This is a genomic window from Sciscionella marina DSM 45152 (genome assembly GCF_000379465.1).
GTDB classification, from domain to species: domain Bacteria; phylum Actinomycetota; class Actinomycetes; order Mycobacteriales; family Pseudonocardiaceae; genus Sciscionella; species Sciscionella marina.
In genome coordinates, this window is sequence record NZ_KB905408.1 from 1 (window position 1) to 23,760 (window position 23,760).

Genomic DNA, 23,760 nt, shown 5'->3' on the forward strand with positions numbered 1-23,760 from the left:
TGGCGTCACCGCATGCGCGGCTCCATGGGCCAGGTCGGCGCAGCGGGTGACAACGCCGCCATGGAAAGCTTCTTCAGCCTCCTGCAACACAACGTGCTCGACCGCCGCAAATGGGCCACCCGAGAACAGCTCCGGATCGCGATCGTAACCTGGATCGAACGCACCTACCACCGGCACCGACGCCAAGCCCGACTCGGCCGCTTGACCCCCATCGAATACGAAACCATCATGACCACACCAGCCGACCAGGCCGCCTAACCACTGTCACAGTTTCATTCAGCAGCCCCCTTGAGGGACGCCTGGCACCGCCTCGACCGCACCCGAAACCCAGCGTGGCCAGCCATAGCCGAGGTCGTAAACCTGCTTGACCGCGACGGTACGCTCAGATTGCTGCTCGGGAAAAACGCTGGGAGACCTCGATAAGTGCCGCAATGCTCGACGACGAACTTCGCAACGCGCGGTGACCCGTGGGCTTCCCCTAAAAACCCTCCACGATTTCAGGGGAAGTCCATTTCATGGGATAGGTCCCGAGATCGGGTGTGCTTGGGTGGCAAGTGGGGGATTTTGGATCATCGCCGTCGGGCTCGCGAAGATCGTCTAGATCGAGGCTATTTGAAGTGGCAGCCGGTTGTCAGATCGACTTGGATCTTGGGAGAGGAAATGTCGATATCGTGCTCGCCGGAGTAGCTTACCTGGAAGTGAATATCGTTCTTTGTGAGGGTGAATGCATCGATTGATGTGCGCTCGCTCGCATAGTGGTATCCGTTTTCTGCTGCTGCTTGCTGAAAAGCACGTTTAACGTAGTCCCATCGCTGTTTGTCGATTTCCGGATAGTTCGATGTCATGTGGTGTGCTGGATACATCTCGAACTCGCCGTGGTCAGAGACCTGGATCGTTCGCTGGTCGATCGGACCGTGTATCTGGCAGGTCTGATTCCAATACTCTTCGAATAGCCCCCACTTCCAGCTGACGGTATCGGGTTCCTGTGCAGTGATGACGCGCATCGCGTCGTCATGCAGTCGTTCGATATCGCCGCGCGCGACCGCGAAATTCGGGTTGCTCTTCGCTTCGTCGAGGGATTTCCGGTCTTGCTGTTGCTGCTCTTTTTCTAGCTGTCGATCTTGGCGTTGAGTGTATGCGGCGCTGTCACCTTGTGAGGCGATGCCTGTGGTGGCGATGAAGGCAATGATGATCACGACCCAGATACCAAGATGCAGCACGCCGGTTGGTTTGCGGCGCACCACGAGCGGGATGCCGACACTGAGTAGCACGACAAAACCGAGGATCACCGCATAGAGTGGGATGAAAGCAATGATGTTGCCCGCACTGCCACACATCGGTCGTTGGTCGGGTGCGGAACAGCTGTCAGTGGACATGGCGGCCAGTCCAGCGAAGAACAACGCGACCGGGGTGCCGAATAGCAGCAGCAAGCCGCTGGTCAATAGCCCGCTGATACCGCGATTCCGTGATCTGGGTTCTTCGTCTTCTGTCATGTCCGCTTCCTCCCCGTAGTAGCGCGTCGCCATACCCATCTGGCCGCGCTGATGGTAAGGCACCCATATCGGACGCGCACGAGTTATGGACAAGTTTGCCCGAATCGGTTGGTCAGGTGTATTGGTCCGGTTTATCAGGCAGCGTTATGTTCGCCTGCGCCTCGGGGAGTCGGGATCGCCGTCGCCGGGCTCGCGAGCATTGCCGCGCTGGGCGCGGATGGCCTCTATGTGGAGGCAAATGTGGAAACGAAGCTGCGCGGCTCGTTTGAGGAACAGGCCAGGGTGCTCCAGTCGTCGGTGGGTGCGCCGTGGTTGACGCGTAACGAGGCCCGCGCACGGGCGAATCTGCCCGCGGTGGCGAATGGGGACGAGCTGGTCACCCCGCTGAACGTGACTGAGGGCGGGTCGGGCTCGCCGCGCGACACCGCCCCGGACCCCGGCGAATGTGTTGGAGGCACTGTGATTCGCACGAAAGACTTTCACGGCAAGGTCAAGGCCGCGGGTGAAACGGACGGGTTGGCCGATGGGCAGTTCACTGCGCTGGTGTCGGCGTTCGGCAGCGTTGATTCGGTGGGGGATGTGGTGCTGCCGGGCGCATTTACCAAGACCCTCGACGCGTGGCGGGAATCGGCTGATCGGATTCCGGTGGTCTGGTCGCGCAACTGGGGTGACCCGTTCTCCCACATCGAAGCGATGAGCAGGAGTTCATGCCGTTCGTGAAAGCGGTCCGTAAGGCGATCACCAAGGTGACGCGTCTGCCGGGTGGCATGGTGACCGCGGTGCTCATGTCTCCCGAGGACGACGGGACGTGGGATCCGTTGCAGGACAAGAATGACCGCTTCTGGCCGGATGGTCTGCGGGCGGTCACGGTCAGCTACGACCACGGATACGGCCCGATCGCCGGTGACATCACCGACGGCGTGTTGGGACAGGCGGTGCTGTTGCTGGAACAGGTGGAGCGGTATAAGTCGATCCAGGTTGGCGACGAGCGGTTCACCTTCGCCGACCCCGGCGTCACCGGAGCATGGTCCGAGGTCGTCGAACGCTACCGACTGAATCAGGGAGACCGGTCGTGACCGCACCGGGTGGAGGGATCTTCCCTGGTCTGATTTTCACGGCGACCATCACCATCGTGCGCGCACCGGACGGCCTGGACGCAGAGGGCAACCTCGTCCGGGACGGGCACCGCGCGGCACGCACGGCGCTGGTGGGGGTGTCGGTGCAGCCGATCCGGCGTTCTCCGAGCAGCGAAACCCTGGCTGATGATCGCGATGTGGTGATCACCTCGTGGCGGGGCTACACCCCGCCCGGCCGCGACGCCGACGTACGCGCCACCGACCGGATCGAATGGCTCGGCCAGACCTACGAGGTCACCGGAGAACCGGTCCACTGACCCCACCCGTGCCGAGCGTGCGCGGTGCACCACGTGGAATTCACCATCACCCGCGTGACCGCTAGTTCGCCGGGTTCGGCATCAGGGGCGGGTGGCTGATGCGGTCCAGTACTCGACGAAGCGGCCGTCACGGAACCGTAAAATGTCGTTGCCGAAGAAGTTCATGACACCGTCGGGAGTATGTCCCTGGCCGGTCCATCGGCCCGCTACGAGGTCACCTTCCACGAACGGTCCGACTTCGAGGATGAATTCGATGCTGGTGAACATGGCTTGCGTCTCAGCGATGGCGGATGCGAGTTCCTCGGGGCCGTGAATTTCGTGGTCGGGCCAGTGACCGTGGAAATCCTCGCTGATGAGGTTACTCGCAGCGGAGTACGGATCGCCGTTCCATAGCTCACTGAGCCAACGGTGGTACAGCCCATGCCCCTCGCTCACGTCTTGACCTCCTGCGAGTGAACGTCCTCGTTCAGCTGATGCTGCCAGATCGTGTGATGAGTGCAAACTGGAGGTGTTCGTGGCAAGACTCGACGACCCGGCCACGGCAACCGGCGCTCAACTACACCTTGGTGATCGGTGCCAGGGCAGTGACGGGTGCTTGGTAGAGACCGACGATCGCGTCGGTCAGGCCGGTCGCGGCGGCGTCCCAGCTGGCTCTTGGGGTGGCTTTGCGGGTGGCCAGGGCGCGCTCGTGTTCGGCGCACATGTTCACGATGAGGTGGCGGGCCATGATGCTGCGCTCGACGTGCACCTCGGCGGACAGCTGCGGCAGGCACCGGTTGAATCCGTCGACGATGGCGACCAGTGATGCTGAGGACAGCGCTTCGTCGGCGATGGTCTCGTGCAGAGCCGGGTCCGCGATCAGTTGTGCGAGGAAGCGCGCATACCAGCTCGGGCTTCCGGCGGAGGCTAGGTGCGCGGTCAGCGGGCCGACCAGGCAGTGCGCCCATTCTCTGATCTGGGTGGGGTCGCTCATCGCCTCGATCGCGGCGGCGCGAAGGTGTTCAATGGGTTCTTCGTGTGTGCGAACGATCGCGCGGACGAGGTCGTGTTTCGTGCCGAAGTGGTAACCGACCGCGGTGTTGTTACCCTGCCCGGCGGCGTCGCTGATCTGCCGGTTCGATACGGACATGACACCGCGTTCGGCGAACAGCCGTTCCGCGGCGGCCAGGATTGCCACGCGCGTGTGCCCTGCCCGCCGGGTCTCGCCGTCCTGGCTGCTCATGATCACCATGGTCACCTACCAGGTAATCGGGAGCGTGTGCACGCCGTAGGCGAGGTGGTCGTGTTTGAACTCGAGCCGATCCACGGTGGTGGCCAGTCGCAGGGTCGGTACGCGGCGGAAGAGCGTTCGATACACGATCTGCAACTCGGCGCGAGCGAGATGCTGGCCAACGCACTGGTGTCGTCCGTAGCCGAAGGCCAGCTGTTTGCTCGCCGTGCGGTGCAGGTCCAGCTGTTCGGGTTCGGAAAACACTCGCGGGTCCCAGTTCGCCGCGGGAAGGTCGAGGATGATGCCCTCTCCGGCGTGGATGGTCTGCCCGCCGATCTCGATGTCCTCGGTGGCGATCCTGCGCTGCCCCACGTGCGGGATAGTCAGGTAGCGCAGCATCTCCTCGGTGGCGTTCGCGATCATGCCAGGCTCGTCGTCGTGTTCGACCAGGGCACGTTGTTGCGGGTTCTGTAGCAGCGCCAGCGCGCCGAGGGAGATCATGTTGGCGCTGGTCTCGTGTCCGGCGACCAGGAGCTGGACGGCGAGCAGCGCCGCCTCGCGTGTGGTGATCTCACCGGAGTGGACTCGCTCGGCGAAATCGGAGAGCACGTCGTCGCCGGGATCGCTGGTCTTCGCCGCGACGAGCCGGTCGAGGTAGTCGAGCAGGGCTCCGGTGGCGGCGGCGTTCTGCTCGGCCGTGGAACTGCGGTCGACCCCGACGCTGCTGTGGTGTTGGAAGAACTGGTGGTCGGCATACGGCACGCCGAGCAGCTCGCTGATCATCATCGACGGCAACGGCAGGGCGAGCGCGGTGACCAGATCGGCCGGTGTGGCCCCCGCGAGCATCGCGTCGATCAGCTCGTCGGTCATGTGCTGGATACTCGGCCGCAGCGCCTGGATCCGCTTCACGGTGAACGGCCGGGTCATGATGCGACGCAGTCGGTTGTGTTCCGGTGCGTCCAGGTTGAAAACCATCCCGGGACGCTGATCGACGGTGGCGGCCATCGCCTGGCTCCAGAACGGGAACCCCGAACGCCGCTCGTCGACGCTGACCCGCGGGTCGGACAACAAGGCTCGCTGCTCGGGATGACCGGTGACCAGCCACGGGGTACTGCCGTCCCAGATCCGCACCCTCACCAGTGGCCGGTCGGCTGCCATCGATCGGGCAGCCGGTGGCGGCGCCAGCGGGCACTGGGCGGCCCTGCTCATCGGATAATCGGGAATCTCGGCACTGTCCACAGTGGCCTGAGACGCACTGTCCTGCATAGGATTCTCCTGACGATCGAGACTACTTGTCCACCGCGCCATCGGCGCCACTGTCCTGGCCGGCTCCCTGGCCCAGCTCGGCAGGCGGTTTCCCCGGATAGCCGGCCGACATACCGCCATCGACCGGCAGGACCGTACCGGTGACGTATCGCGACCGGTCACCGGCCAGATACAGCGCGGCCTCCGCGATGTCCGCGGCGGCCCCCTCCCGGTCCAGCGGTCTGATCTCCTTCATGACCTCGCGAAGCTTCTCGGCCATGCTGTCCCCGTCCCGGTGGTGCGCGGTCGTACTCGACAGGATGTCGGTGCGTATCCCACCGGGCGCGATGCAGTTCACCCGCACCTGGTGGGCACCCAGATCGATCGCCGCCGACTTGCTGAACTGGATCACCCCGGCCTTCACGGCGCGATAGACCATCTGCGAACACCCCGCCTGCACACCGGCGATCGATGCCACGTTCACGATCGATCCGCCGCCGTGGCGCGCCATCCAACGTGCAGCGTGCTGGGTACCGACCATCACCCCGTAGAGGTCCACCTGCACGATCCGCTGAAAATCGGCCAGATCGTCATCGAGGAAGCTGGCGTGCATCGGCCCCCCGATACCGGCGTTGTTCACGAACACGTCGAGACGACCGAACTCAGCGATCGCGAACTCAACCAGATCCCGGACCTGCCCCGAATCCGCCACGTCGACCCTGCGGAACACCACCTGCCCGTCCGAAGCGGCCGCCACCCGTTCCTGATCGAGGTCGGCAATCACCACTTTCGCCCCCTCGCCCGCAAAGCGGTCCACCATCGCACGGCCGAGCCCTGCCGCGCCCCCGGTGACCACCGCCACGCGGCCGGACAACTCGCCGCCCATTATTCCAAGCACCGTCCCTTTCGAGCCGTCTCCGATCATCCAAGAGAAGCACCTGTCGTGTAATAAGTCAATCAACTGACTTATTACGATGGCCGGTTCTCCGCGGGGCCCGAGCAGTCAGGTTCGGATCGGCTGCGGGGTTCGTTGGGACTATCGGCCGGGCATCGTGCGACGGCGGGGTGTCGGGTCCGACCGGAAAACGGGCCGGGCGCAAGGTCGGTGTTCGGGCCGTTGTGAGGTGTGTGCAGCGGCGATGGGCAGCAGTTGGCTGAGAAGGTTCCGGCTCCGGACAAGGAGCGGGGCGTTGATCTGGTCGTGCGGCTCATCGGGGCGGTCCGGTGTTCGGGCGAGGCTGTTGCGGTGTGTGGTGACCGAGCGGGCCGTCATCGACCTGTCGGCGAGCTCGCCGAGGGTTCCGGTCGCGCGCTGTGCAGGTCCCGTTCGATGTCTTCCAAGGTGCGGTTCTTGGTTTCCGGCAACCTGCGGAACAGGTAGGCCACGCCCAGGGTGCCGAGCACGGCGTAGAGCCAGAACACCCCGCTCGCGGACAGTGCGGTGATGAGGGTCAGCACCGAGATGGACACGGCGAGGTCGAGACCCCAGTGTGTCACGATGCCGAACGAGGATGCTTTGCCGCGGACCGTGGTCGGGAATATCTCGCTGTTCACCAACCAGATGGCGATACCGAGGCTGCACGCGAACGATGCCTGGTAGAGCGCGAGCACGATCACTGTCCAGGTGGCGACGGCGCCCTGCAAGGGGAATAGGAACAGCACCCCGATCACCACCAGTGCGATGATCACCGCACACCCGCCACCGAGAATCAGCGGCCGCCTGCCGAGTTTGTCGATGAATACCAGCGCGAGGATGGTGAACAGGACGTTGAGCGAGCCGATTCCGACCGAGGCGAGCACCGCGGCCGAATTGCCGAATCCGGCGTTCTTCAGGATCGTCGGCGCGTAATAGATCACCGCGTTCACACCGACCACTTGACTCGTTCCCGCCGCGGCGATCCCGACCGCGATCCACCGCCGGGAGCCTTTCTTGAGCAGTTCACGATAGGTGACACGGCGTTCGGTGTGCACCACGTTGAGGATGTCGTCGAACTCGGCGTCGACTTCATCGAGTCGCCGGATACGGGACAGGACCGCTTTGGCCTCGTCGTGGCGGCCGTGCGCGATGAACCAGCGCGGGCTTTCCGGCAGGGTGAGCAGCCCGGCGAACATGATGACAGCGGGTGCGATCGCCAGCCCGAGCATCATCCGCCAGTCGGCGGAATCCTCGTAGGCGTAACCGATGAGGTAGGAGACCAGAATGCCGACGGTGACCATGAACTGATGCAGCGAGACCAGCCTGCCGCGCACATGTGAGCGCGCTATCTCGGCGATATAGGTCGGTACCGTCAGCGAGGAGGTACCGATGGCGATCCCGAGTACGAACCGGGAGACCAACATGACGGGAATGTCCGGGGCCATCGCCGAGGCCAGCGCCGCCAGGGTGAACACGATCGTGACACCGATCAGGGTGCGTTTCCTGCCGGCCCGGTCGGCGATCGGCCCGCCGATGACCACCCCGACCACGGCTCCGACCAGCAGCGAGGAGACCACGATCTGCTGCATGGTCCCGGTAAGGTGGAAGGCGGGTGTCAGGTATAGCAGGGCACCGGAGATGACCCCGGTGTCGTATCCGAACAGCAAACCACCGAGCGCCGCGATGACCGAGGCCGCCGCGACGGCGAACCCACCCGCACCGCGCACACCCGGCTTGGTCTGTACCGATCCATCGGTCATCGTCACAAGCCTCCTCGTGTCAGATTTCCCCAGTCGGCCCTACATGTTCGGTTGGAAATTGACTTGCCCGTACCCAAGGTGAGACAGCGCAAAGCACATGTCAATCGGCTGGACGAAATCGGGCCGAGCGGCTACCCGGACACGGCTCACGCCGGTCCCGTACGACCAGCCGCGCGGACAGCGTCGCCGCCCCCGGCCCTTTGTGGCGGTCCCTTCTGTGGACACCGCCTGCCACCACGCCGGTGGCCGAGACCGCGCGGCTCGACGGGAATCTCGCACTATCAGCCGTATCGACGACACAAGGCGGGGCCGCCGTCGAGTTCTCGGGACAGGAGCGGTGTCGTCGAATGTCCTCAGCGTCGCCCGGCTGACCTTGGCGACCGGAGGGCGTACGACCAGATGGTCCTTTTTGTCGTTATCGGGCCGTAAGATGCATGGCACAGCCCGGGCCCCGAACGCGTGAGCACCGCTACGCGGCTCGGGTACTCCACGAGGAGAGGATCGCTTGATGGGTGCGGAGTACGTTTTCGACACTGGTTCCGATCTCGGGCGTCAGCAGGTGGACTGTCTTGCCGAGATGCTCGATGGCACCACGACGGGGGTGCTTGATGGTCTCGGTGTGCGGTCGGGATGGCGATGTTTGGAGCTGGGGGCGAGGAACGGGTCGATCGCCGGGTGGTTGGCACGCAGAACCGGTTCCGCTGGCACGGTCGCGGCGGTCGATCTGGACACCAGTCATGTTGTCGCCGATCCGAATGTGGAGGTCCATCGGCACGACCTCAACGACGGTCTCCCGCTGGAGGGGCCGTTCGATCTCATCCACTCGCGGCTGGTGTTGATGCACCTGTCCCGGCGCGAGGAGATTCTCGACTCTTTGGTGGATGCGCTCGCGCCTGGTGGGTGGTTGGTGCTCGGTGATCTCACCGATCGCCTGCCGTTGGCGGCCTCGGCGCGCGATGTCGCCGATGAAGAACTGTTCGAGCGGGTCATCGAGACCGGTATGAATCGCGTGGGACGCCCTGCCGGAATGAACCTCGAATGGGCTCGTGACACCGGTCGGCACATGGCCCGTTCCGGGTTGGAAGACATCCACAGCGTGGAATACAGGTTCACCGCATATGGTGGAACACCGGGACTTCTGTACTACCGCAGTATGTTGGCGCAGGTCGGGCACTTGTTACTGAAAGCGGGGATCTCCGAAGGCGAGCTGCGGCGCTTCGACGAATTGATGACCGACCCTCGTTTCAGCGCCTGGTCCTATCAGTTCGTGTTCACCTGGGGACGTCGGCAGAAGACATAGCGCGGACCAGCTCGAGAAACGCGGCGAGCCTCGATCGGGTACCGTTAGCCGGATTCTCTTTTCTCGTCCGGCATCCCGAGCCGCGCCATCGGCACTCGCGCAGGTGTGACCGTGAATCCGGGCAGGCGGGGCGCTTCGAGCGGTCGATGTGGGTCAAATCAGCGTGCGTGCCGATCCCACAATAACTATCCCAGCTGGGGCCAATTCAACTTGCCGAAACAGAAGAAAGACGCCCATTCCTGGACCTCCAACTGGAATACTGACCCAAAACCTCGACCATCTAGGTGAACGGCACGGTGGTGTGCGGGCAAGTCTGGCCTCGACAGCGGCAGGCTCATCGATGCGTTCATTGACCAGCCGTGCGGTCTGTGGCGGGTGATCGTGGCTACCCCGATGACTGCTGCGCGGGCGTGGCGTTCGCCTGTGTGGCGTTCCCGTCCGGGCCTGGGGTGACCGAGGCCCGGACTGGTATCGCCCTGGAATCTTGTCCGACTGATCGGATAGCAGTCTTTGAGTTCAGGTTGCCGCGTCGATGGCCTGAGCGACCGTGTACGGGTTCGCGCAGTAAAGGTTGTGCCCTCCGGGGAGTTCGACGGGTTCGACCCCGAGGCGGCGCCGTGCCATGTGGCGCATGTATTCCGGGCGGAGGGTGCGGTCGGCCGTGGGCAGCAGATAGGTACTGGGTACTGCCCGCGGGTCATGTGGTGCGACTTCGGTGTAGGCGCCGCGCAGGTCGCATCCGCGCACCGTGGCCAGGGCGGCGCGAAGCCCGGCGAGATCGCAGTCGTGGAACAGAAAGTAGGTTGCCAGCACCGGGTCGCTGGTGGGGTCGGCGCCGATCCATTCCGAATTGAACACCGCGGAGTGGTCGGATCGCAGTTCCTCGAGCAGGCTTTGTCTTCCTACGTAGTCTGCGACCATGGCCGCCAACCACACCTGGTGACGGGCGCCGAGTGCCGCGCTGATGCTGGGCAGCAGCAGGCCGCTGGCCGAGTGCGCTACGACCACGGGCGCGTCCAGCTCGTGATGGTGCTGCTCGGCCACCGCCTCGGCGAACCGCTCAGCCGTCCAGCTCGGTTCCGCGGTGGGCAGGTCCGCGCGCACCACGTGATGTCCGCGTTCACGCAACGCAGCCGCCAGGGTATCGAAGCCGGCTGGGGACTGCGTCGTGCCGTGTACCAGCAGAACGTCACTCATCTCATGATGCTAGGCCGACGAGGCCCGGTTGAGGAGCTCGTCGACAATGGTGCTGGTGGCGCTGGGGAGCGGCCCTTGTGCGGCGAAGCCGCCGATGACGGTCTCCCAGCTGGTCCGCGCTGTGGTGAGATCCCGTAGCTCAAGGCTGGCCTCGCTGGTGTCGCCAGACTCATCTGACTGGCCATCGGATCACAGACCAGGATCGAATACGTCATTCTTCCCCCGGGATAGACCGATGTGCTCGCGAGTCGTGTGCGGCGGCCGGTTTGCTTGACCAGACGGTCCCTGGCCGTCGTCTGCCGCCGATGACGGATTGGCCAGAGGGCTGCGCGTTGATCAACCTATCCAGGATCCGGCGGAGCCCGACCCCTTGTCGACCGCTCCAGTCAGCACTGGCACCAGGTCGACGGCCGCCGCGTAGTCGTGGGGTTGCTGCCCGAATTGATAGGGGTTGAGCTGCGGCGGCTATCGTGGTCGGGCATGTTGGTCGTTCGTGAATGCCTGGTGGTCGTGGCGGCGGTGTTCGGGTCGCCTGGTGAGCAGCTGGCGTGGCCAGGGTAGTGGTCTTGGTGTCTGGCCTATGGCGGAAATGAACCCGGAGGTGTGTGATCGACGGGGACGGTGAAGCGGAGCGGGTCAAGCCGACGAGGCGGCGCAGGCGGCGCTGGCTGATCAATGGCGGGCTGGTCCTGGTGTTGCTGGTGGTGGCCGGGTGGGCGTTGTCCGGCTTGGTGCGCAACCCGTCCGAGGATGCGACTCGTGCGCTGCGCACTGTGGCGGTGCAGCGCGGTCAGGTCACCAAGTCGGTCTCGGCGTCCGGTTCGGTGGTCAGTGCGGCCTCGGCGAATCTGAATTTCGAGACCAGTGGAACGCTTCGCCGGGTTCGTGTCGAGCCGGGGGAGAAGGTGCACCGTGGCCAGGTACTGGCCAGTTTGTCCAGTGCTCAGGCGAATCGGCAGCTCACTGCGGCGAATGCCCAGTTGGCCGTCGCGCAGCAGTCACTGGACCAGGCCAAGTCGCACAAGGCTGACACGGCTCAGGCGCAGTCTCAGGTCGATCAGGCGCGTGTCCAGGTCGGTCAGGCGCAGGAGGCGGTGGGGCAGAACACCTTGCGTTCCACCATCGATGGCACGGTGACAGCGGTCAACGGTCAGGCGGGTGACCGGGTGAGCGCTGGGGCGAGTACCACGACCAAGGGTTCGTCCTCTATGGGGTCTGGTGGTGCTTCGGGTTCGTCTGCGGGGTCGTCAGGTTCTGCGGGGTCGTCAGGGAGCTCCGGTTCGTCGGAAAGCTCGAGTCCCTCGGGAGGTTCGGGTTCCCCGGGAGGTTCGGGGTCGGGGGCAGGCTCGTCTGGGGGCGCTGCGGGGACTGCCGGTGCGACGTCGTTCGTGACCATTGCAGACTTGGATGATCTCCAGGTCAATGCCCAATTCGCGGAGATCGACGCGGCCAAACTGGCCGAGGGGCAGCAGGCCACGCTGATGGTGAATGCGTTGCCGGGCGAGAAGGTCTCCGGTCACATCACGCACATCGACCCGACGGCGAGTGCGTCGGGCAGCAACGGGTCGGGGACCGTGCAGTACGGCGTGACACTCGATGTGGATTCCCCGCCGGGTGGCCTCAAACCTGGGCAGTCCACCAGCGTGTCGGTCGTGGTGAGCAAGGTCGGGGATGAGTTGTACCTGCCCTCGGCGGCGATACAGGGCGCCGGTGCCCAAGCCACGGTCGTGGTGTTGCGCAACGACCAGCAGCTGCGGCGCGCCGTGCAGGTCGGCCTGCGCGGCGACCAGACCACTCAGATCTTGTCCGGGGTCGCTGAGGGAGACCGGATCGTGCTGCCCGCCGCGGCGTCGGCTCCCCCGTCACGCAGCGGGCCGGGCGGGGGCAGCGGGCCGGCGGGAGGATGAAGCGGATGAGGTCGGGTCGGAAGGCTCGGGCGGCCGAGGCCGACACGGTCACGATTCCTGCGGTCTCCGCGGTGACGCCGGTGATCGAGGTGCGTGGATTGCGCAAGGTCTACGGCAGTGGGCCGACCGCGGTGCATGCCCTGCGCGGAGTGGATCTGAGTGTCACGCAAGGTTCCTATGTGGCGATCATGGGCGCTTCCGGGTCGGGGAAATCCACTCTGCTCAATGTCCTCGGTTGTCTGGACACTCCCAGCGCGGGCCGCTACCGATTGGACGGCATCGACGTGCGGCAGTTCAACGAGAATCAGTTGGCCCTGGTGCGCAACAGAAAGATCGGTTTCGTCTTCCAGTCTTTCCACCTGCTCGCCCGCGCCTCCGCACTGTCCAATGTGGAACTTCCACTGGTGTACGCGGGCCTGCGCGGCGCGCGGCGACGCCGTAGGGCGCTGGCCGCGCTGGAACTGGTCGGCCTGTCCGACCGGGCCGGTCACCGGCCCAACGAGCTCTCGGGCGGTCAGCAGCAGCGGGTGGCCATCGCCCGCGCGCTGGTGACCGGTCCGGCCATGCTGCTGGCCGACGAGCCGACCGGAAACCTGGACAGCACCAGCAGCGACGAGGTGCTTACCATCCTGGATCGCCTGCACGATGCCGGAAAGACCATCGTGCTGATCACCCATGAGACCGATGTCGCCGCACGTGCCCAGCGCACCGTGCATCTCCTGGACGGAACGATCCAATGAGCGTGCTCGAGGTGCTGCGGTTCGCGCTGCGCGGGATACTGGCCAACAAGATGCGGTCGGTGCTGACCATTCTGGGTATCGTGATCGGCGTTGCCGCAGTGATTCTGCTGACCGCGATGGGAAACGGCGCGCAGTCGACCATTCAGAGCAGTATCTTCTCGCTCGGCACTGATACGTTGACGATCACCGGTAAACAGCCGGAAGGAAAGGACGCCCCGCCTGCCCAGCCGCTGACCCAGCAGGACGTGACCGCGTTGTCCGACCGGACTGGTACCCCCGACGTGTCCAGCGTCTCCCCGGTGACCAGTGGCCAGGCCAACGCCGCGCGCGGCACGACGACCTACCATCTTCAGCAGGTCGTCGGCAGCACGCCGAGTTACTTCGACGCCAACAGCGCGAAGGTGGCCGCTGGTGCGGTGTTCAGCGAGGACGACGTGGCCGAGGCACGCAAGGTCGTAGTGCTCGGCTCCACCGTAGCCGAGAAGCTCTTCGGCCAGCCCGCACAGGCGCCCGGTCAGCAGGTGCTGATCGACAACCTGCCGTTCACTGTTGCAGGGGTGTTGCAGCGCAAGGGTTCTGGAGGGATCCAGACCGCCGATGACCTCGCCGTCGCCCCGCTGACCACTATCCAGGACACCATCACCGGGCACGACAAGCTCAACCAGGTGCTGGTCAAGGCGAACTCCTCGAACGCGGTCTCGGCTGCGCAGTCGGAGGTCAGTGCGATTCTCGATGACCGCCACCACATCACCGACCCGGCCAAAGCCGACTACCAGGTGACCAACCCGCAACAGTTACTGTCCACCATCAACACCACGCTGGATGCGTTCACCACCCTGCTCGCCTCGATCGCCGGGATCTCCCTGCTGGTGGGCGGGATCGGTATCACCAACATCATGCTGGTCACCGTGGCGGAACGGACACGCGAGATCGGACTGCGCAAGGCGCTCGGTGCCCGCAAAGGGGCGATCCTCGGGCAGTTCCTCGCCGAGTCCACCGTGCTGAGCCTGCTCGGTGGCGGGATCGGGGTGTTGCTCGGATTTCTGGGCAGTCAAATCCGGATCGGCCAGCTGCAACCCGCGGTGAGCGTGGATTCGGTGATCCTCGCGGTCGGTGTCTCAGTGCTGATCGGACTGTTCTTCGGCAGCTACCCGGCGAACCGCGCAGCCTCGCTGCGCCCGATCGAAGCGCTGCGACACGAGTGATGATGCATGGAGGGCTGACGTGACCGAAAGGTCTCCGGACTCGGCGGAATCTGCGAAGACACCCACCGAGATCCTTGAAGAACCGATATCGGACGACGATCTCACCGCCGAGATCGCCGACGCTGCCGGCGGGCCAAGCAAGGTCACGATCGGGCTGCTGATCGCCGTGCTCGTGATGCTCGCCTTCGGAGCCGGCATCTGGGTGCGCTCGACCGTGATGAGCAGGCCGAGCCCGGTGACCACCGAAGTCGGCGAACCCGGTGTTCTCACCGGAACGGTGCACGCCGGGAACACCGGCTCCATTCTGCCGATCAGTGGCCCGAACGGCAGAACCACCATGGTGACCCTACCTCCACGGGACCGGATCTATGTCGCCCAGCAAAGCAGCACCGACCGACTGCGACCGGGCACTCAAGTACGGATCGAAGGGAAACCCGGACAGGGCAACCGTTTCGTGGCCGACCGGCTCACCATCGAGCAGCACTGAACACACAACTGCCCAAACCAGAAACACATCACTCAAAGATGTGAGCCTCCTCTGAAACGAGACACGCGGTAGCTCTGGTGCTGTGCGGATGCTTATCTGGGCACGCCGTTTGACACTTGCGGTGAAGGCACTCCGGGCCCTGGATGGGCGGTGCTGATCTTCGAGGAAACCTGCCCGGGTGTTGGTGATACCCGACTCCCCGCACACGCTCATCCCTGCCGTAGTGCCGGTGACCGTTGAAATTCGCGAATGCCGCCGGGTGAGCAGCAGCGCCGTGAGGCCGAAGAAGCTTTCATGCGGTCGGCCCGAAGGCGGGTCGGCCGTGTTCCGATTCAGCACGCGTGTATCGCGGTGGTCCCTGCTCTGCCCGCTGGGACGTTTGCCAAACTATTCGGGACATCGGCGCATTGCACAGGCTTGAAGCCGGCGGGTAAAGGCTCGCGGAAGCACTCACCCCTGATCCCCTCACCGTTACCGAGGAACGAACGTCTCTGCTTCGGGAATTGCAGGGATGTGCGCTCGCTACGGGTCGTGCGCGTCGCTGAGCCGGGCGTCGCTGAGCTCGGTATCGATGCCCGGCGCCCCCTCGGTGCCAGGAAGATCACCGAGATCTCCCGCTGGCGCCCGCGAGCAGAAGACCTCGCCACCGCGACCGCGCGCCCCGAAGCCGTCCGGCTGGCCAACAGGACCCTCGCCCTCGACACCGAAAGCACCGACAACACCACCCGCATCGGTGAGCTCGTGGAGGCCAGCACCGTCGCCGACTTTGTCGAGGAAACCGGGATCAGGCCCGTCACCGCCGCCACCGTTCTGGTCACCTGGTCCCACACAGGGCGGGTCCGCGCCGGAAAGGGTGCCCGCGGGCCTCCGTTACACCGTCACGGTGTTCGGCCGGGTGGTCCGGATCGGTCTTCGGTCGACGGGCATGCCGGCGCGGACGCGACCATTATTCACGATCATGCCGATCGGTATTCACGCTTTCCTGCCGGAAGGCCATAGACCGATGGGCACAATTCATCCGTCGTTGGCTCCGCGTGGTCGTTCTTCCCGGACCGCTCGGCGACCTCCCCAAAAGTGGTGAGAGCCCTTGTCAGATTCACCGCGTTTTGCTTGACTACCCGCCAGTAATCGTCATTGGAGGTCGTGATGCGCTTTCGTCTTCGCCTGGTGGCCGCGTGCGTGGCCGCGCTTTCGGTGTTCGGGATGGGATCAGCAGCGGCCGCGACCGGTTCCGGGGCGCGGACGGTCGAGCAGGGCAAGGTCCCCGCCCCGCAGGATGATCCGTTCTACCGGTACACCGGTTCGAAACCGCTGTCCGAGATCGCACCGGGTACGGTGCTCAAGACTCGGCTCACCCAGATGCATTTCGAGAAGATCCCTCTTCCGGTCCAGGTGGTGCAGTTGCTCTATCGCACGACCGATACCCAGGGCAGGGTCGATGTCGCGGCTACCTCGGTGTTCAAACCGAGTGGCGGGCGCTCGGACAAACTCGTCTCCTATCAGAGCGCCTATGACGCGTTGAGTCCGAATTGTCAGCCTTCGTATGCGATCGCGGGCGGGTTCGATCCCGGATTCATCGCCAGCGCCGAGACGATGCTCATTCCCCTGCTGCTGCATGGTTACACCGTCGCTATACCGGATTTCGAAGGGACGAAGCTGCACTACACCGCGGGGCCGGAGAACGGGAAAATGGTCCTGGACGGTATCCGCGCGGCACAACATTCGGCGGATGCCGGGCTGACCGAGGACGCGAAGGTGGCGATCGGCGGATATTCCGGTGGCGCCATCGGTACCGAGTGGGCCGCTGAGCAGGCGCCGCAATACGCTCCCGACGTCGATCGCCGCCTGGTTCTGGCTTCACTGGGGGGTGTTTTCGCCGACCCCGTGCACAATATCCACTACGTGGATGGCTCGCTTGTCTGGGCGGGCGTGATGCCGATGGCTTTCGCCGGACTGTCCCGGGCCTATGGGATCAACCTCGACAAGTACCTGAGCCCGCTCGGTAAGGACTTGATCGCCAAGGCGCAGAACTCCTGCATCGCCGGTGCCACGCTCAACGGTGTGGCCGCCTCGCTGAAGAAGTTCAGCACGATCAAGTTCGCCGATCTGGTGAAACCCCAGTACGCCAAACCCGAGTCGATTCCCGAGGTGGTCAGCACGCTCAACGACCTGATCATGGGCAGCCACGGCACCCCGACCGTGCCGATGCTGTTCCAGCAAGGGCTTGCCGGGGAGGTCGACGGAACCTTCGACAACAACAAGCCCGGCATCGGGCGCGGGGACGGCGTCATGGTCGCCGGTGATGTGCGCAGCCTCGCCCGCAAGTACTGCGCGGCCGGCGTCCCCGTCGACTACAAGGAACAGCCGCTGGAACACGGTGGTACGGCCGGGACCTGGGCACTGGACACGATGACCAGGCTCCCGGAGGCGTTCCGCGGCGACCGGCCGAAGAACACCTGCGCCTCGATCAAGCCCGGAAACTCGCTCGACCCGATCGCGTTCGAGCGGCCCGGCGCGCGGTAGTCGTCCATCCGGCGGAGTTCGCACCCCGCTGCTGGCCCGGAAATCATCGACTTCCGGGCCAGCAGCGGCTATCGCGCCAGGCCGGCGGTGACGATGCGCTGGTGCTCGCCGAACTGTTGGGCGATCTCGAACAGTTCGCGCCCGTACTTGATCGCCAGCTCACGCCCGTTGGTGACGGTCACCTGCCAACCGAGCTCGGTCAGCCGCGTGTCGGGACGGGGGCGGTTGTCGTTGTCATAGAAAAGATCGGCGACATCCACCTGGAACTGCTCGCCCAGTCGCTCCGCCCAGCCGTCCGCGGAGTCAAGCGAATCCAGCACGGTGGTGAGCGAGTCCGCATGCTCGACGGCGATGCGGCTGCCCGGCGCGGAGAGCCCGTGCACCGCGGTGAGGAGCTTTTCCTCGGCCTCCGCCGGAAGGTAGGGCAGCAGGCCCTCGGCCAGCCACGCGGTCGGCCGAGTGCGGTCGAATCCCGCCTGCTCCAGCGCGGCCGGCCAGTCCTCGCGCAGATCGATAGCCACCGCACGACGTGCACAGCGAGGTTCGGCGCCCTCCTTGGCCAGCACATCGTCCTTGAACGCCAACACCCGCGGCTGATCGATCTCGAACACCGTCGCATCGGCGGGCCATTCCAGGCGCCACGCGCGGGCGTCCAGCCCGGAGGCCAGAACGACGGCCTGGGTCACGCCCTCGCGCCATCCCTCGATGAAGAAGTCGTCGAAGACCCTGGTGCGAATCCCCATCATGGTGGACATGTTCGACCAGAGCTCGTGGTCCTGCCCCTCGCCCGGCTCTGGTTCGCGGGTTGGTGTCGGGACCCCGGAGGCGTCCACCAAGAGCGCGGCATACGGATCGACGATCAGACGATCGCTGCGCTGCGATTCGATCGCCCGACCGCTGGCCACACCGATCGCGGTCAGACCGACGCTCGAAGCGATGTCCCATTCATCGTTTTCGTGCCTTGGCATACCTTACGCTCCATACTTTTGCGGCTACTTATCGCAACCCTCCACCCGAATGCTTGTACCAAGCAAGCAAGCGTGCCGTACGCCACGTTGCCTTGAGGGGAACCCGGAAACGGCACTGGAGAACGGCCGTTCACCGGGGCGCCGGCAGACTCGCATGGTCAGGTGCGCGACCGTTGGCCCGATGTTGTGCTTCCGGGGGTTCGTGGAACGGCTATCCGCCGTCGTTCATGACGGTGGCCGTGTGGAGCGGGTGGTGGATCGTGGTCTGGCCAGTGCGTAGTGGGTCAATGGCCGGTCCTCGTGGAGCGTCGTGTGTGCCTCGAGGACACTCGAGTGGGGTGTGCGCGGCCGCGGTTCCCGGAGCATGTGGTCCGTGTCGAGCCGTAGGCCGTTGTCGTACAGGTCGTTTTGGTGCGGCCGTCGTAGTCGATGCATGCCGGGAAGCATGACACCGGAAAAATCTCTGGGCGCGTTCGATGCGAGGAACACGATGGCTGCGGCGATCTTCGCCGCGGAGGCCGTGCGGCCAGGTTGTCGAGGTAACGCTGAAGGGTCGCAGCCCCCCGTCGTCCATACACGCAGTCCACCGCCTCCTTCTGGGGCACGCCGGATGGCGTCGACCCGGATTCCCAGGTCCCCGGTACCTCACCACTTTCGATTTCGGCGGACTTTCGGGCCACCAGGAATCGATGAAACGTCTTCACCAACGCCGCTGCCGCGGGGTCCGGCGACCTGCACCATCCCGGGGCTGAAGGCCCCTCGCCGCGCTACCGGAGCCAATCCCGACGCTATCGCGGCATCGCGGCGCGTATCCATACCCGAGGGGCCGCTGATTGGTGACTACGCAACCTGGACAAGCACGGTGGTTCGGCGGTTGAACTACCGAACCGGAGGCTAAACGTGGCGGATTCACGAGTCAGGCTGTTGCTGCCGCAACAGAGATGCGGCCTCCACCATGTCAGTGTTGTCGCCTCACCTGAGCCGCGATTCGACTGATATGTCGATGACACGTTTTCAGTTTCACACTGGTTTCGGGTGCAGCACATGTCGGGAGGGGTCCGTCGAGAATGTGCGTCCGAACAAGAGGTTCCCGCGACCAGCACAGCGCCCCGGTTTCGCCGATGACCGAACCGCTGGAGTACGTAACCGGGTCGATGTCCTGCTCGCTCAGGATGGTCGGTATTCATGCGCGGTTCGCTGCTTGGCGTTCCAGCGATTCTCCACGTTGCCGAAGTGCCAGACCGCGAGCGCGATGCCCCAGGAGAGAATCAGTACGGCGACCATGGCGTAGCCGACATAGTCCAGGTCGAGGGTGCCGAGGAGGCCGAGAACTCCGGTGGTGGTGTCGGTGGCCTGTGCGATGACACCGAGTAGTTCGATGATCCCGATGATGATCGCCGCCAGTACGGAGACGGCGGTGACGGTGATGTTGTAGAAAACCTTGCGTACCGGGCGGGCGAAGGCCCATCCGTAGGCGGCATTCATAAAAGCACCATCGGTGGTGTCCATCAGTGTCATTCCCGCAGTGAAGAGTATGGGCAAGACGAGGATCGCATACCACGGAAGATTGCCGATCGCCGCGGCTCCCGCGATTGCCAGCAGGGCGACCTCGGTCACGGTGTCGAAACCGAATCCGAAAAGTACGCCGATGGGATAAATATGTGATGGTCGGCGCACGAATCGCATCAGTCTGCCGAAAAATCTGGTCAAGAATCCGCGTTGGTCGAGTTGGTGCTCGAGCTCGGACTCGTCCAAATCGTCATGACGCATGCGGCGGAACACTTTGACGAGGTTGACGAGGATCAGTAGATTGAGACCGCCGATGAACAGAAGGAATATCCCGGAAATCGATGCGCCGAACAGTCCCGCGTTCTGTTCTATCACGGAGTTCTGGTCACTGATCTCACCTGCCAGCGCGTGCAGCCCGAAGGCTATCAGCGCTACCATCACGACGACCACGGTCGAGTGGCCGAGTGAGAACCAGAACCCTACCGAGACCGGTCGGTTCCCGCGATTGATGGCGGTATGTTCTTCCTGGAGCTTACGAGTGGTGTTGTCGATCGCGGCGATGTGATCCGCATCGAAAGCGTGCCGGAGTCCCAGTGTGTATGCGGTGACACCGAGGCCGATCCCGAAGGTTCCGTTGGTGCCGAGCTGAAAATTTCCCGGTACCACGAATGCGAGCAGTATGACCCATCCGAGAATGTGGAAAATGGCAACTACAGCGTACATCCAAACATAAGTCCGCCATGGGGCGCGAACTACCGGGGAAGCGGAGTTTTCGGTGGACGACCCGGATCTGTTCATCGCTGTACCTCTCCTTCGCTCACTTCGGTGAACAATCACGGGACCAGACCTATAGAGGAACGATCTCGTTGTGCCACGGCGTCAGTGGTCGTCACTCTTCGCCAGGTTTATCGTGGCATACCTATATTTTTGGCCGTCGGGTCCGCCGGTGCCGAGTCGGTCGGTATCGCCTCGAAGCGCGCGGCGGTCAGGCGATCAGTTGTGTGTCTGTGAGGCTAGAACTGTTGCCAGGAATTGGCAATTAGCAGTTTCTGGCGGCCGATGATCCGGTGTGTTCTTCCTGAGCGCGGCTTCGAACGGTCCGGGAATCCGTGCGATTCCCGGTGCGAGCTGGATCGGGATCAGCGTACGGCCGGTATTCGGATTGTCGATCACTGCGAGCGTACGGAAGTGGCGATTTTCGGAGCCGAGCCAGCCGATCGGGTCCTTCGGGTCGGCAGCTGTTGACAGGCGCGGTCGGCGAGTCTATACACGGGTACTACGAGATGTGTTCCAGGACACACCCGCGGAACTGACTGACCCACCACAGTGCGACGGGTAGTCCTATCCCGCCGCTTCCGCCGGCTTCGGCCGGAAAGAAGGCGCATATGTGCCTCGCGGTGCCGGGCAAAGTTGTCCATCTGCGCGATGAAGATGACACGCGCATGGCCGAGGTCGATTTCGGCGGCGTGCGCAAGGATGTCTGTCTGCAATACATCCCCGATGTCGAGCTCGGTGATTATGTCATCGTCCATGTCGGGTTCGCGATCCAGCGCCTCGATGAGTCTTCCGCACGCGAAACACTGGCCAGCTTCGAGAATCTGGGTTACCTCGAGGAGGAGTTCGGGGACCAGCTGGCTTTGGCGAGGCGACAGGCCGGCATGGATGAGGAATCGACCGCTGGGAAGGGAGAGCTGCCGTGAAATACCTGGAGGAGTTCTCCGATCCGCAACTGGCCCGGCGATTGCTCGACCAGATTCATGCGACGGTGACCAGGCCGTGGGCGCTCATGGAGGTGTGCGGCGGGCAGACACACTCGATTATCCGGCATGGGATCGATCAGCTGCTTCCCGAAGGCATCGAGATGATCCACGGCCCTGGGTGCCCGGTGTGCGTGACCCCGCTGGAGATCATCGACAAGGCGCTCGAGATAGCGGCGCGCGAGGACGTGATCTTCTGTTCGTTCGGCGACATGCTGCGTGTGCCGGGCAGCAAGCACGATTTGTTCCGCATCAAGAGCGAGGGAAGCGACATCCGCTTGGTGTACTCACCACTGGACGCGCTCAAGATCGCCAAGGAGAATCCGCAGCGGCAGGTGGTGTTCTTCGGGATCGGTTTCGAGACCACCGCCCCGGCCAACGCGATGACCGTGTACCAGGCCGAGCGGCTCGGTATCGAGAACTTCTCGCTGCTGGTTTCGCACGTGCTCGTTCCCCCGGCGATCGCCGCGATCATGGAATCGCCATCGTGTCGTGTGCAGGGTTTCCTGGCCGCGGGGCATGTGTGCAGTGTGATGGGGACACGTGAGTATCCGGCCCTGGCCGAGCGCTTCGAGGTCCCCATCGTGGTGACCGGGTTCGAGCCGCTGGACATCCTGGAAGGTATCCGCCAGGCCGTCGTGCAGCTGGAATCCGGGCGTCACGAGGTACAGAACGCCTACCGCCGGGCGGTGCCGGAGGACGGTAATCCGGTCGCCAAAGAGATGTTGCGGGACGTGTTCGAGGTGACCGACCGCGCATGGCGGGGGATCGGTTCGATTCCGCGCAGCGGCTGGCGCCTTTCGGAGCGGTACCGGCGATTCGATGCCGAGCGGCGGTTCGCGGTGGCCGACATCCACACCGATGAGTCGTCGGTCTGCCGCTCGGGCGAAGTGTTGCAGGGCTTGATCAAACCCAACGAGTGCGCGGCCTTCGGGAAACAGTGCACACCGCGTAATCCACTCGGGGCCACCATGGTCTCCTCCGAGGGCGCATGCGCGGCCTACTACCAGTACCGCAGGCTCGATCTCCTTCCGGCGGGAGCATCACGATGACTGAGGACACGCTGCCCACGAGCACGGCGAGCGGTCCCGCGATCGACGCCGATTCCTGGGTCTGCCCGCTTCCCCTGCGCGACTCGCCGAACATCGTGATGGGACATGGCGCGGGCGGTGCCCTGTCGGCAGAACTGGTGACGCATCTGTTCCAACCCGGTTATGGTGCCGCGGGCACGACCGAACTCGGCGACGCCGCCGTCATCGCTGCGCAGCCGGGCAGGCTGTCGTTCTCCACCGACTCGTATGTGGTCAAGCCGACCTTCTTTCCCGGAGGCAACATCGGCGATCTCGCGGTCAACGGCACGGTCAACGATGTCTCGATGTGCGGTGGCAGGCCGATGTTCCTTTCCACGTCGTTCATCCTGGAAGAGGGCACCCCACTGGAAGATCTCGCTCGCGTGGCGCGGTCCATGGGGTGGGCGGCCGAACGGGCGGGAGTCCGGCTGGTGACCGGCGACACCAAGGTCGTCGATTCCGGGAATGGTGACGGTATCTACGTCAACACCGCTGGTATCGGCGTGATCCCGGATGGCGTGGACATCCGCCCGGATCGAGCACAGCCAGGCGATGCCGTGCTGCTCAGCGGTTGCCTGGGGTTGCACGGCATCGCGGTGATGAGCAGCAGGGAGGGCATCGATTTCGGCACCACGGTCGAAAGTGACACCGCTGCGCTGAATGACCTCGTCGATGTCATGATCGGCACCGGCGCGGACATTCATGTCCTGCGCGATCCGACCCGCGGTGGCCTGGCGGCGGCGGTGAACGAGATCGCGCGGAGCTCAGAGGTCGGGATCGAGATCGAAGAGTCACGGTTACCGGTTCCCGAGGCCGTGTCCAACGCCTGCGGTCTGCTCGGCCTGGATCCGATGTTCGTGGCCAATGAAGGCAAGCTGATGGCGATCGTGGCCGAGCAGGAGGCTGACCGGGTGCTGGAGGCGATGCGCGGACACGAGGCCGGGCAGGACGCGGTGTACATCGGGCGATGCGTCGCCGAGCACCCTGGTGCGATGGTCGCGCGCACCGGAATCGGCGCGACGCGGGTGGTCGACCTTCCGATCGGCGAGCAGTTGCCGCGCATCTGCTGAGTCATGAGTG

General features: G+C 64.4%; 23 protein-coding genes. 14 read left to right on the forward strand and 9 right to left on the reverse strand.

The features are described from left to right. The coding region (locus A37U_RS0128695; RefSeq protein ID WP_020500123.1) for an integrase core domain-containing protein at positions 1-258 on the forward strand (258 nt) is incomplete at its 5' end. Positions 259-608: 350 nt separating this feature from the next. Here the strand turns inward: A37U_RS0128695 and A37U_RS0128700 are convergent. Then, complete coding sequence (locus A37U_RS0128700; RefSeq protein ID WP_157183086.1) at positions 609-1,493, reverse strand: hypothetical protein; 885 nt, start codon at positions 1,491-1,493, stop codon at positions 609-611. A 240-nt stretch (positions 1,494-1,733) separates the two neighbouring features. On the opposite strand from A37U_RS0128700, the gene A37U_RS0128705 reads away from it, so the two are divergent. The 3 genes from A37U_RS0128705 to A37U_RS0128715 are packed head-to-tail and all read left to right on the forward strand — an operon-like array spanning position 1,734 to position 2,886. After that, complete coding sequence (locus tag A37U_RS0128705) at positions 1,734-2,213, forward strand: HK97 family phage prohead protease (RefSeq protein ID WP_020500125.1); 480 nt, start codon at positions 1,734-1,736, stop codon at positions 2,211-2,213. Then, positions 2,201-2,569 carry a hypothetical protein gene (locus A37U_RS53150; protein WP_020500126.1) on the forward strand — a complete coding sequence of 123 codons (369 nt, stop codon included), beginning with the start codon at positions 2,201-2,203 and terminating at the stop codon, positions 2,567-2,569. Before A37U_RS0128705 ends, A37U_RS53150 begins: the two co-directional genes overlap by 13 nt. After that, a complete protein-coding gene (locus A37U_RS0128715) occupies positions 2,566-2,886 on the forward strand; it encodes a hypothetical protein (RefSeq protein ID WP_020500127.1) in 321 nt (106 codons plus the stop codon). The genes A37U_RS53150 and A37U_RS0128715 overlap by 4 nt, the downstream gene beginning before the upstream one ends. An 81-nt stretch (positions 2,887-2,967) precedes the next feature. Here the strand turns inward: A37U_RS0128715 and A37U_RS0128720 are convergent, their stop codons facing one another. The 5 genes from A37U_RS0128720 to A37U_RS0128740 form a co-directional block, all read right to left on the reverse strand. Next, positions 2,968-3,321: an ester cyclase gene (locus tag A37U_RS0128720; RefSeq protein WP_020500128.1), complete on the reverse strand. Its 354-nt coding sequence runs from the start codon at positions 3,319-3,321 to the stop codon at positions 2,968-2,970. 121 nt (positions 3,322-3,442) lie between these two features. Then, positions 3,443-4,108, reverse strand: coding sequence for a TetR/AcrR family transcriptional regulator (locus A37U_RS0128725; protein WP_040588977.1), 666 nt, complete (start codon positions 4,106-4,108; stop codon positions 3,443-3,445). Between the two features lie 15 nt (positions 4,109-4,123). Beyond that, a complete protein-coding gene (locus A37U_RS0128730; RefSeq protein WP_040588973.1) occupies positions 4,124-5,362 on the reverse strand; it encodes a cytochrome P450 in 1,239 nt (412 codons plus the stop codon). Positions 5,363-5,384: 22 nt separating this feature from the next. After that, complete coding sequence (locus A37U_RS0128735; protein WP_205623052.1) at positions 5,385-6,266, reverse strand: SDR family NAD(P)-dependent oxidoreductase; 882 nt, start codon at positions 6,264-6,266, stop codon at positions 5,385-5,387. A gap of 344 nt (positions 6,267-6,610) precedes the next feature. Further along, on the reverse strand, positions 6,611-8,017 hold the full coding sequence (locus A37U_RS0128740) for a sugar porter family MFS transporter (protein ID WP_020500132.1): 1,407 nt from the start codon (positions 8,015-8,017) through the stop codon (positions 6,611-6,613). Between the two features lie 508 nt (positions 8,018-8,525). Here A37U_RS0128740 and A37U_RS45800 point away from each other — a divergent pair. Beyond that, positions 8,526-9,317 (forward strand): class I SAM-dependent methyltransferase, encoded by a 792-nt coding sequence (locus A37U_RS45800; protein ID WP_020500133.1) that lies wholly within the window; start codon positions 8,526-8,528, stop codon positions 9,315-9,317. 516 nt (positions 9,318-9,833) lie between these two features. Here A37U_RS45800 and A37U_RS0128750 read toward each other — a convergent pair. Then, positions 9,834-10,514: an alpha/beta fold hydrolase gene (locus A37U_RS0128750; RefSeq protein WP_020500134.1), complete on the reverse strand. Its 681-nt coding sequence runs from the start codon at positions 10,512-10,514 to the stop codon at positions 9,834-9,836. A 1,403-nt stretch (positions 10,515-11,917) separates the two neighbouring features. Here A37U_RS0128750 and A37U_RS55320 point away from each other — a divergent pair. From A37U_RS55320 to A37U_RS0128780, 6 genes are all read left to right on the forward strand, one after another. Next, complete coding sequence (locus A37U_RS55320) at positions 11,918-12,421, forward strand: permuted SH3 domain-containing protein (protein WP_240437700.1); 504 nt, start codon at positions 11,918-11,920, stop codon at positions 12,419-12,421. Between the two features lie 71 nt (positions 12,422-12,492). Further along, positions 12,493-13,161 (forward strand): ABC transporter ATP-binding protein, encoded by a 669-nt coding sequence (locus A37U_RS0128760; protein ID WP_040588981.1) that lies wholly within the window; start codon positions 12,493-12,495, stop codon positions 13,159-13,161. Continuing rightward, a complete protein-coding gene (locus A37U_RS0128765) occupies positions 13,158-14,366 on the forward strand; it encodes an ABC transporter permease (RefSeq protein WP_020500137.1) in 1,209 nt (402 codons plus the stop codon). Before A37U_RS0128760 ends, A37U_RS0128765 begins: the two co-directional genes overlap by 4 nt. 19 nt (positions 14,367-14,385) lie before the next feature. Further along, a complete protein-coding gene (locus tag A37U_RS0128770; RefSeq protein ID WP_020500138.1) occupies positions 14,386-14,853 on the forward strand; it encodes a hypothetical protein in 468 nt (155 codons plus the stop codon). 531 nt (positions 14,854-15,384) lie between these two features. Further along, positions 15,385-15,852: a hypothetical protein gene (locus tag A37U_RS48680; protein WP_157183087.1), complete on the forward strand. Its 468-nt coding sequence runs from the start codon at positions 15,385-15,387 to the stop codon at positions 15,850-15,852. Positions 15,853-15,999: 147 nt separating this feature from the next. Beyond that, the gene (locus tag A37U_RS0128780; RefSeq protein ID WP_026197709.1) at positions 16,000-17,376 is read left to right on the forward strand and encodes a lipase family protein; all 1,377 of its coding nucleotides are present in this window, start codon (positions 16,000-16,002) and stop codon (positions 17,374-17,376) included. Between the two features lie 68 nt (positions 17,377-17,444). Here A37U_RS0128780 and A37U_RS0128785 read toward each other — a convergent pair whose 3' ends face one another. After that, positions 17,445-18,344 carry a class I SAM-dependent methyltransferase gene (locus A37U_RS0128785; protein WP_020500141.1) on the reverse strand — a complete coding sequence of 300 codons (900 nt, stop codon included), beginning with the start codon at positions 18,342-18,344 and terminating at the stop codon, positions 17,445-17,447. A 1,167-nt stretch (positions 18,345-19,511) separates the two neighbouring features. Continuing rightward, positions 19,512-20,651, reverse strand: coding sequence for a Nickel transporter NicT (gene nicT / locus A37U_RS0128790; RefSeq protein WP_040588975.1), 1,140 nt, complete (start codon positions 20,649-20,651; stop codon positions 19,512-19,514). A gap of 587 nt (positions 20,652-21,238) precedes the next feature. Here nicT and A37U_RS0128795 point away from each other — a divergent pair. From A37U_RS0128795 to hypE, 3 genes are read left to right on the forward strand one after another with little or no spacing between them, the layout of a single operon-like run. Beyond that, a complete protein-coding gene (locus A37U_RS0128795; protein WP_020500143.1) occupies positions 21,239-21,553 on the forward strand; it encodes a HypC/HybG/HupF family hydrogenase formation chaperone in 315 nt (104 codons plus the stop codon). After that, the gene (hypD, locus tag A37U_RS0128800; protein ID WP_020500144.1) at positions 21,550-22,662 is read left to right on the forward strand and encodes a hydrogenase formation protein HypD; all 1,113 of its coding nucleotides are present in this window, start codon (positions 21,550-21,552) and stop codon (positions 22,660-22,662) included. Before A37U_RS0128795 ends, hypD begins: the two co-directional genes overlap by 4 nt. Continuing rightward, the gene (gene hypE, locus A37U_RS0128805) at positions 22,659-23,750 is read left to right on the forward strand and encodes a hydrogenase expression/formation protein HypE (RefSeq protein WP_020500145.1); all 1,092 of its coding nucleotides are present in this window, start codon (positions 22,659-22,661) and stop codon (positions 23,748-23,750) included. Before hypD ends, hypE begins: the two co-directional genes overlap by 4 nt. Positions 23,751-23,760: the final 10 nt, after the last annotated feature.

Excerpts from the sequence above, each read along its gene's own strand:
- A37U_RS0128700 (WP_157183086.1), bottom strand. The coding sequence starts at position 1,493 with ATGACAGAAGACGAAGAACCCAGATCACGGAATCGCGGTATCAGCGGG.
- A37U_RS53150 (WP_020500126.1), top strand. The coding sequence starts at position 2,201 with ATGCCGTTCGTGAAAGCGGTCCGTAAGGCGATCACCAAGGTGACGCGT.
- A37U_RS0128725 (WP_040588977.1), bottom strand. The coding sequence starts at position 4,108 with ATGAGCAGCCAGGACGGCGAGACCCGGCGGGCAGGGCACACGCGCGTG.
- A37U_RS0128730 (WP_040588973.1), bottom strand. The coding sequence starts at position 5,362 with ATGCAGGACAGTGCGTCTCAGGCCACTGTGGACAGTGCCGAGATTCCC.
- A37U_RS0128735 (WP_205623052.1), bottom strand. The coding sequence starts at position 6,266 with ATGATCGGAGACGGCTCGAAAGGGACGGTGCTTGGAATAATGGGCGGC.
- A37U_RS0128740 (WP_020500132.1), bottom strand. The coding sequence starts at position 8,017 with ATGACCGATGGATCGGTACAGACCAAGCCGGGTGTGCGCGGTGCGGGT.
- A37U_RS45800 (WP_020500133.1), top strand. The coding sequence starts at position 8,526 with ATGGGTGCGGAGTACGTTTTCGACACTGGTTCCGATCTCGGGCGTCAG.
- A37U_RS0128750 (WP_020500134.1), bottom strand. The coding sequence starts at position 10,514 with ATGAGTGACGTTCTGCTGGTACACGGCACGACGCAGTCCCCAGCCGGC.
- A37U_RS0128765 (WP_020500137.1), top strand. The coding sequence starts at position 13,158 with ATGAGCGTGCTCGAGGTGCTGCGGTTCGCGCTGCGCGGGATACTGGCC.
- A37U_RS0128780 (WP_026197709.1), top strand. The coding sequence starts at position 16,000 with ATGCGCTTTCGTCTTCGCCTGGTGGCCGCGTGCGTGGCCGCGCTTTCG.
- A37U_RS0128785 (WP_020500141.1), bottom strand. The coding sequence starts at position 18,344 with ATGCCAAGGCACGAAAACGATGAATGGGACATCGCTTCGAGCGTCGGT.
- nicT (WP_040588975.1), bottom strand. The coding sequence starts at position 20,651 with ATGAACAGATCCGGGTCGTCCACCGAAAACTCCGCTTCCCCGGTAGTT.
- A37U_RS0128795 (WP_020500143.1), top strand. The coding sequence starts at position 21,239 with ATGTGCCTCGCGGTGCCGGGCAAAGTTGTCCATCTGCGCGATGAAGAT.
- hypE (WP_020500145.1), top strand. The coding sequence starts at position 22,659 with ATGACTGAGGACACGCTGCCCACGAGCACGGCGAGCGGTCCCGCGATC.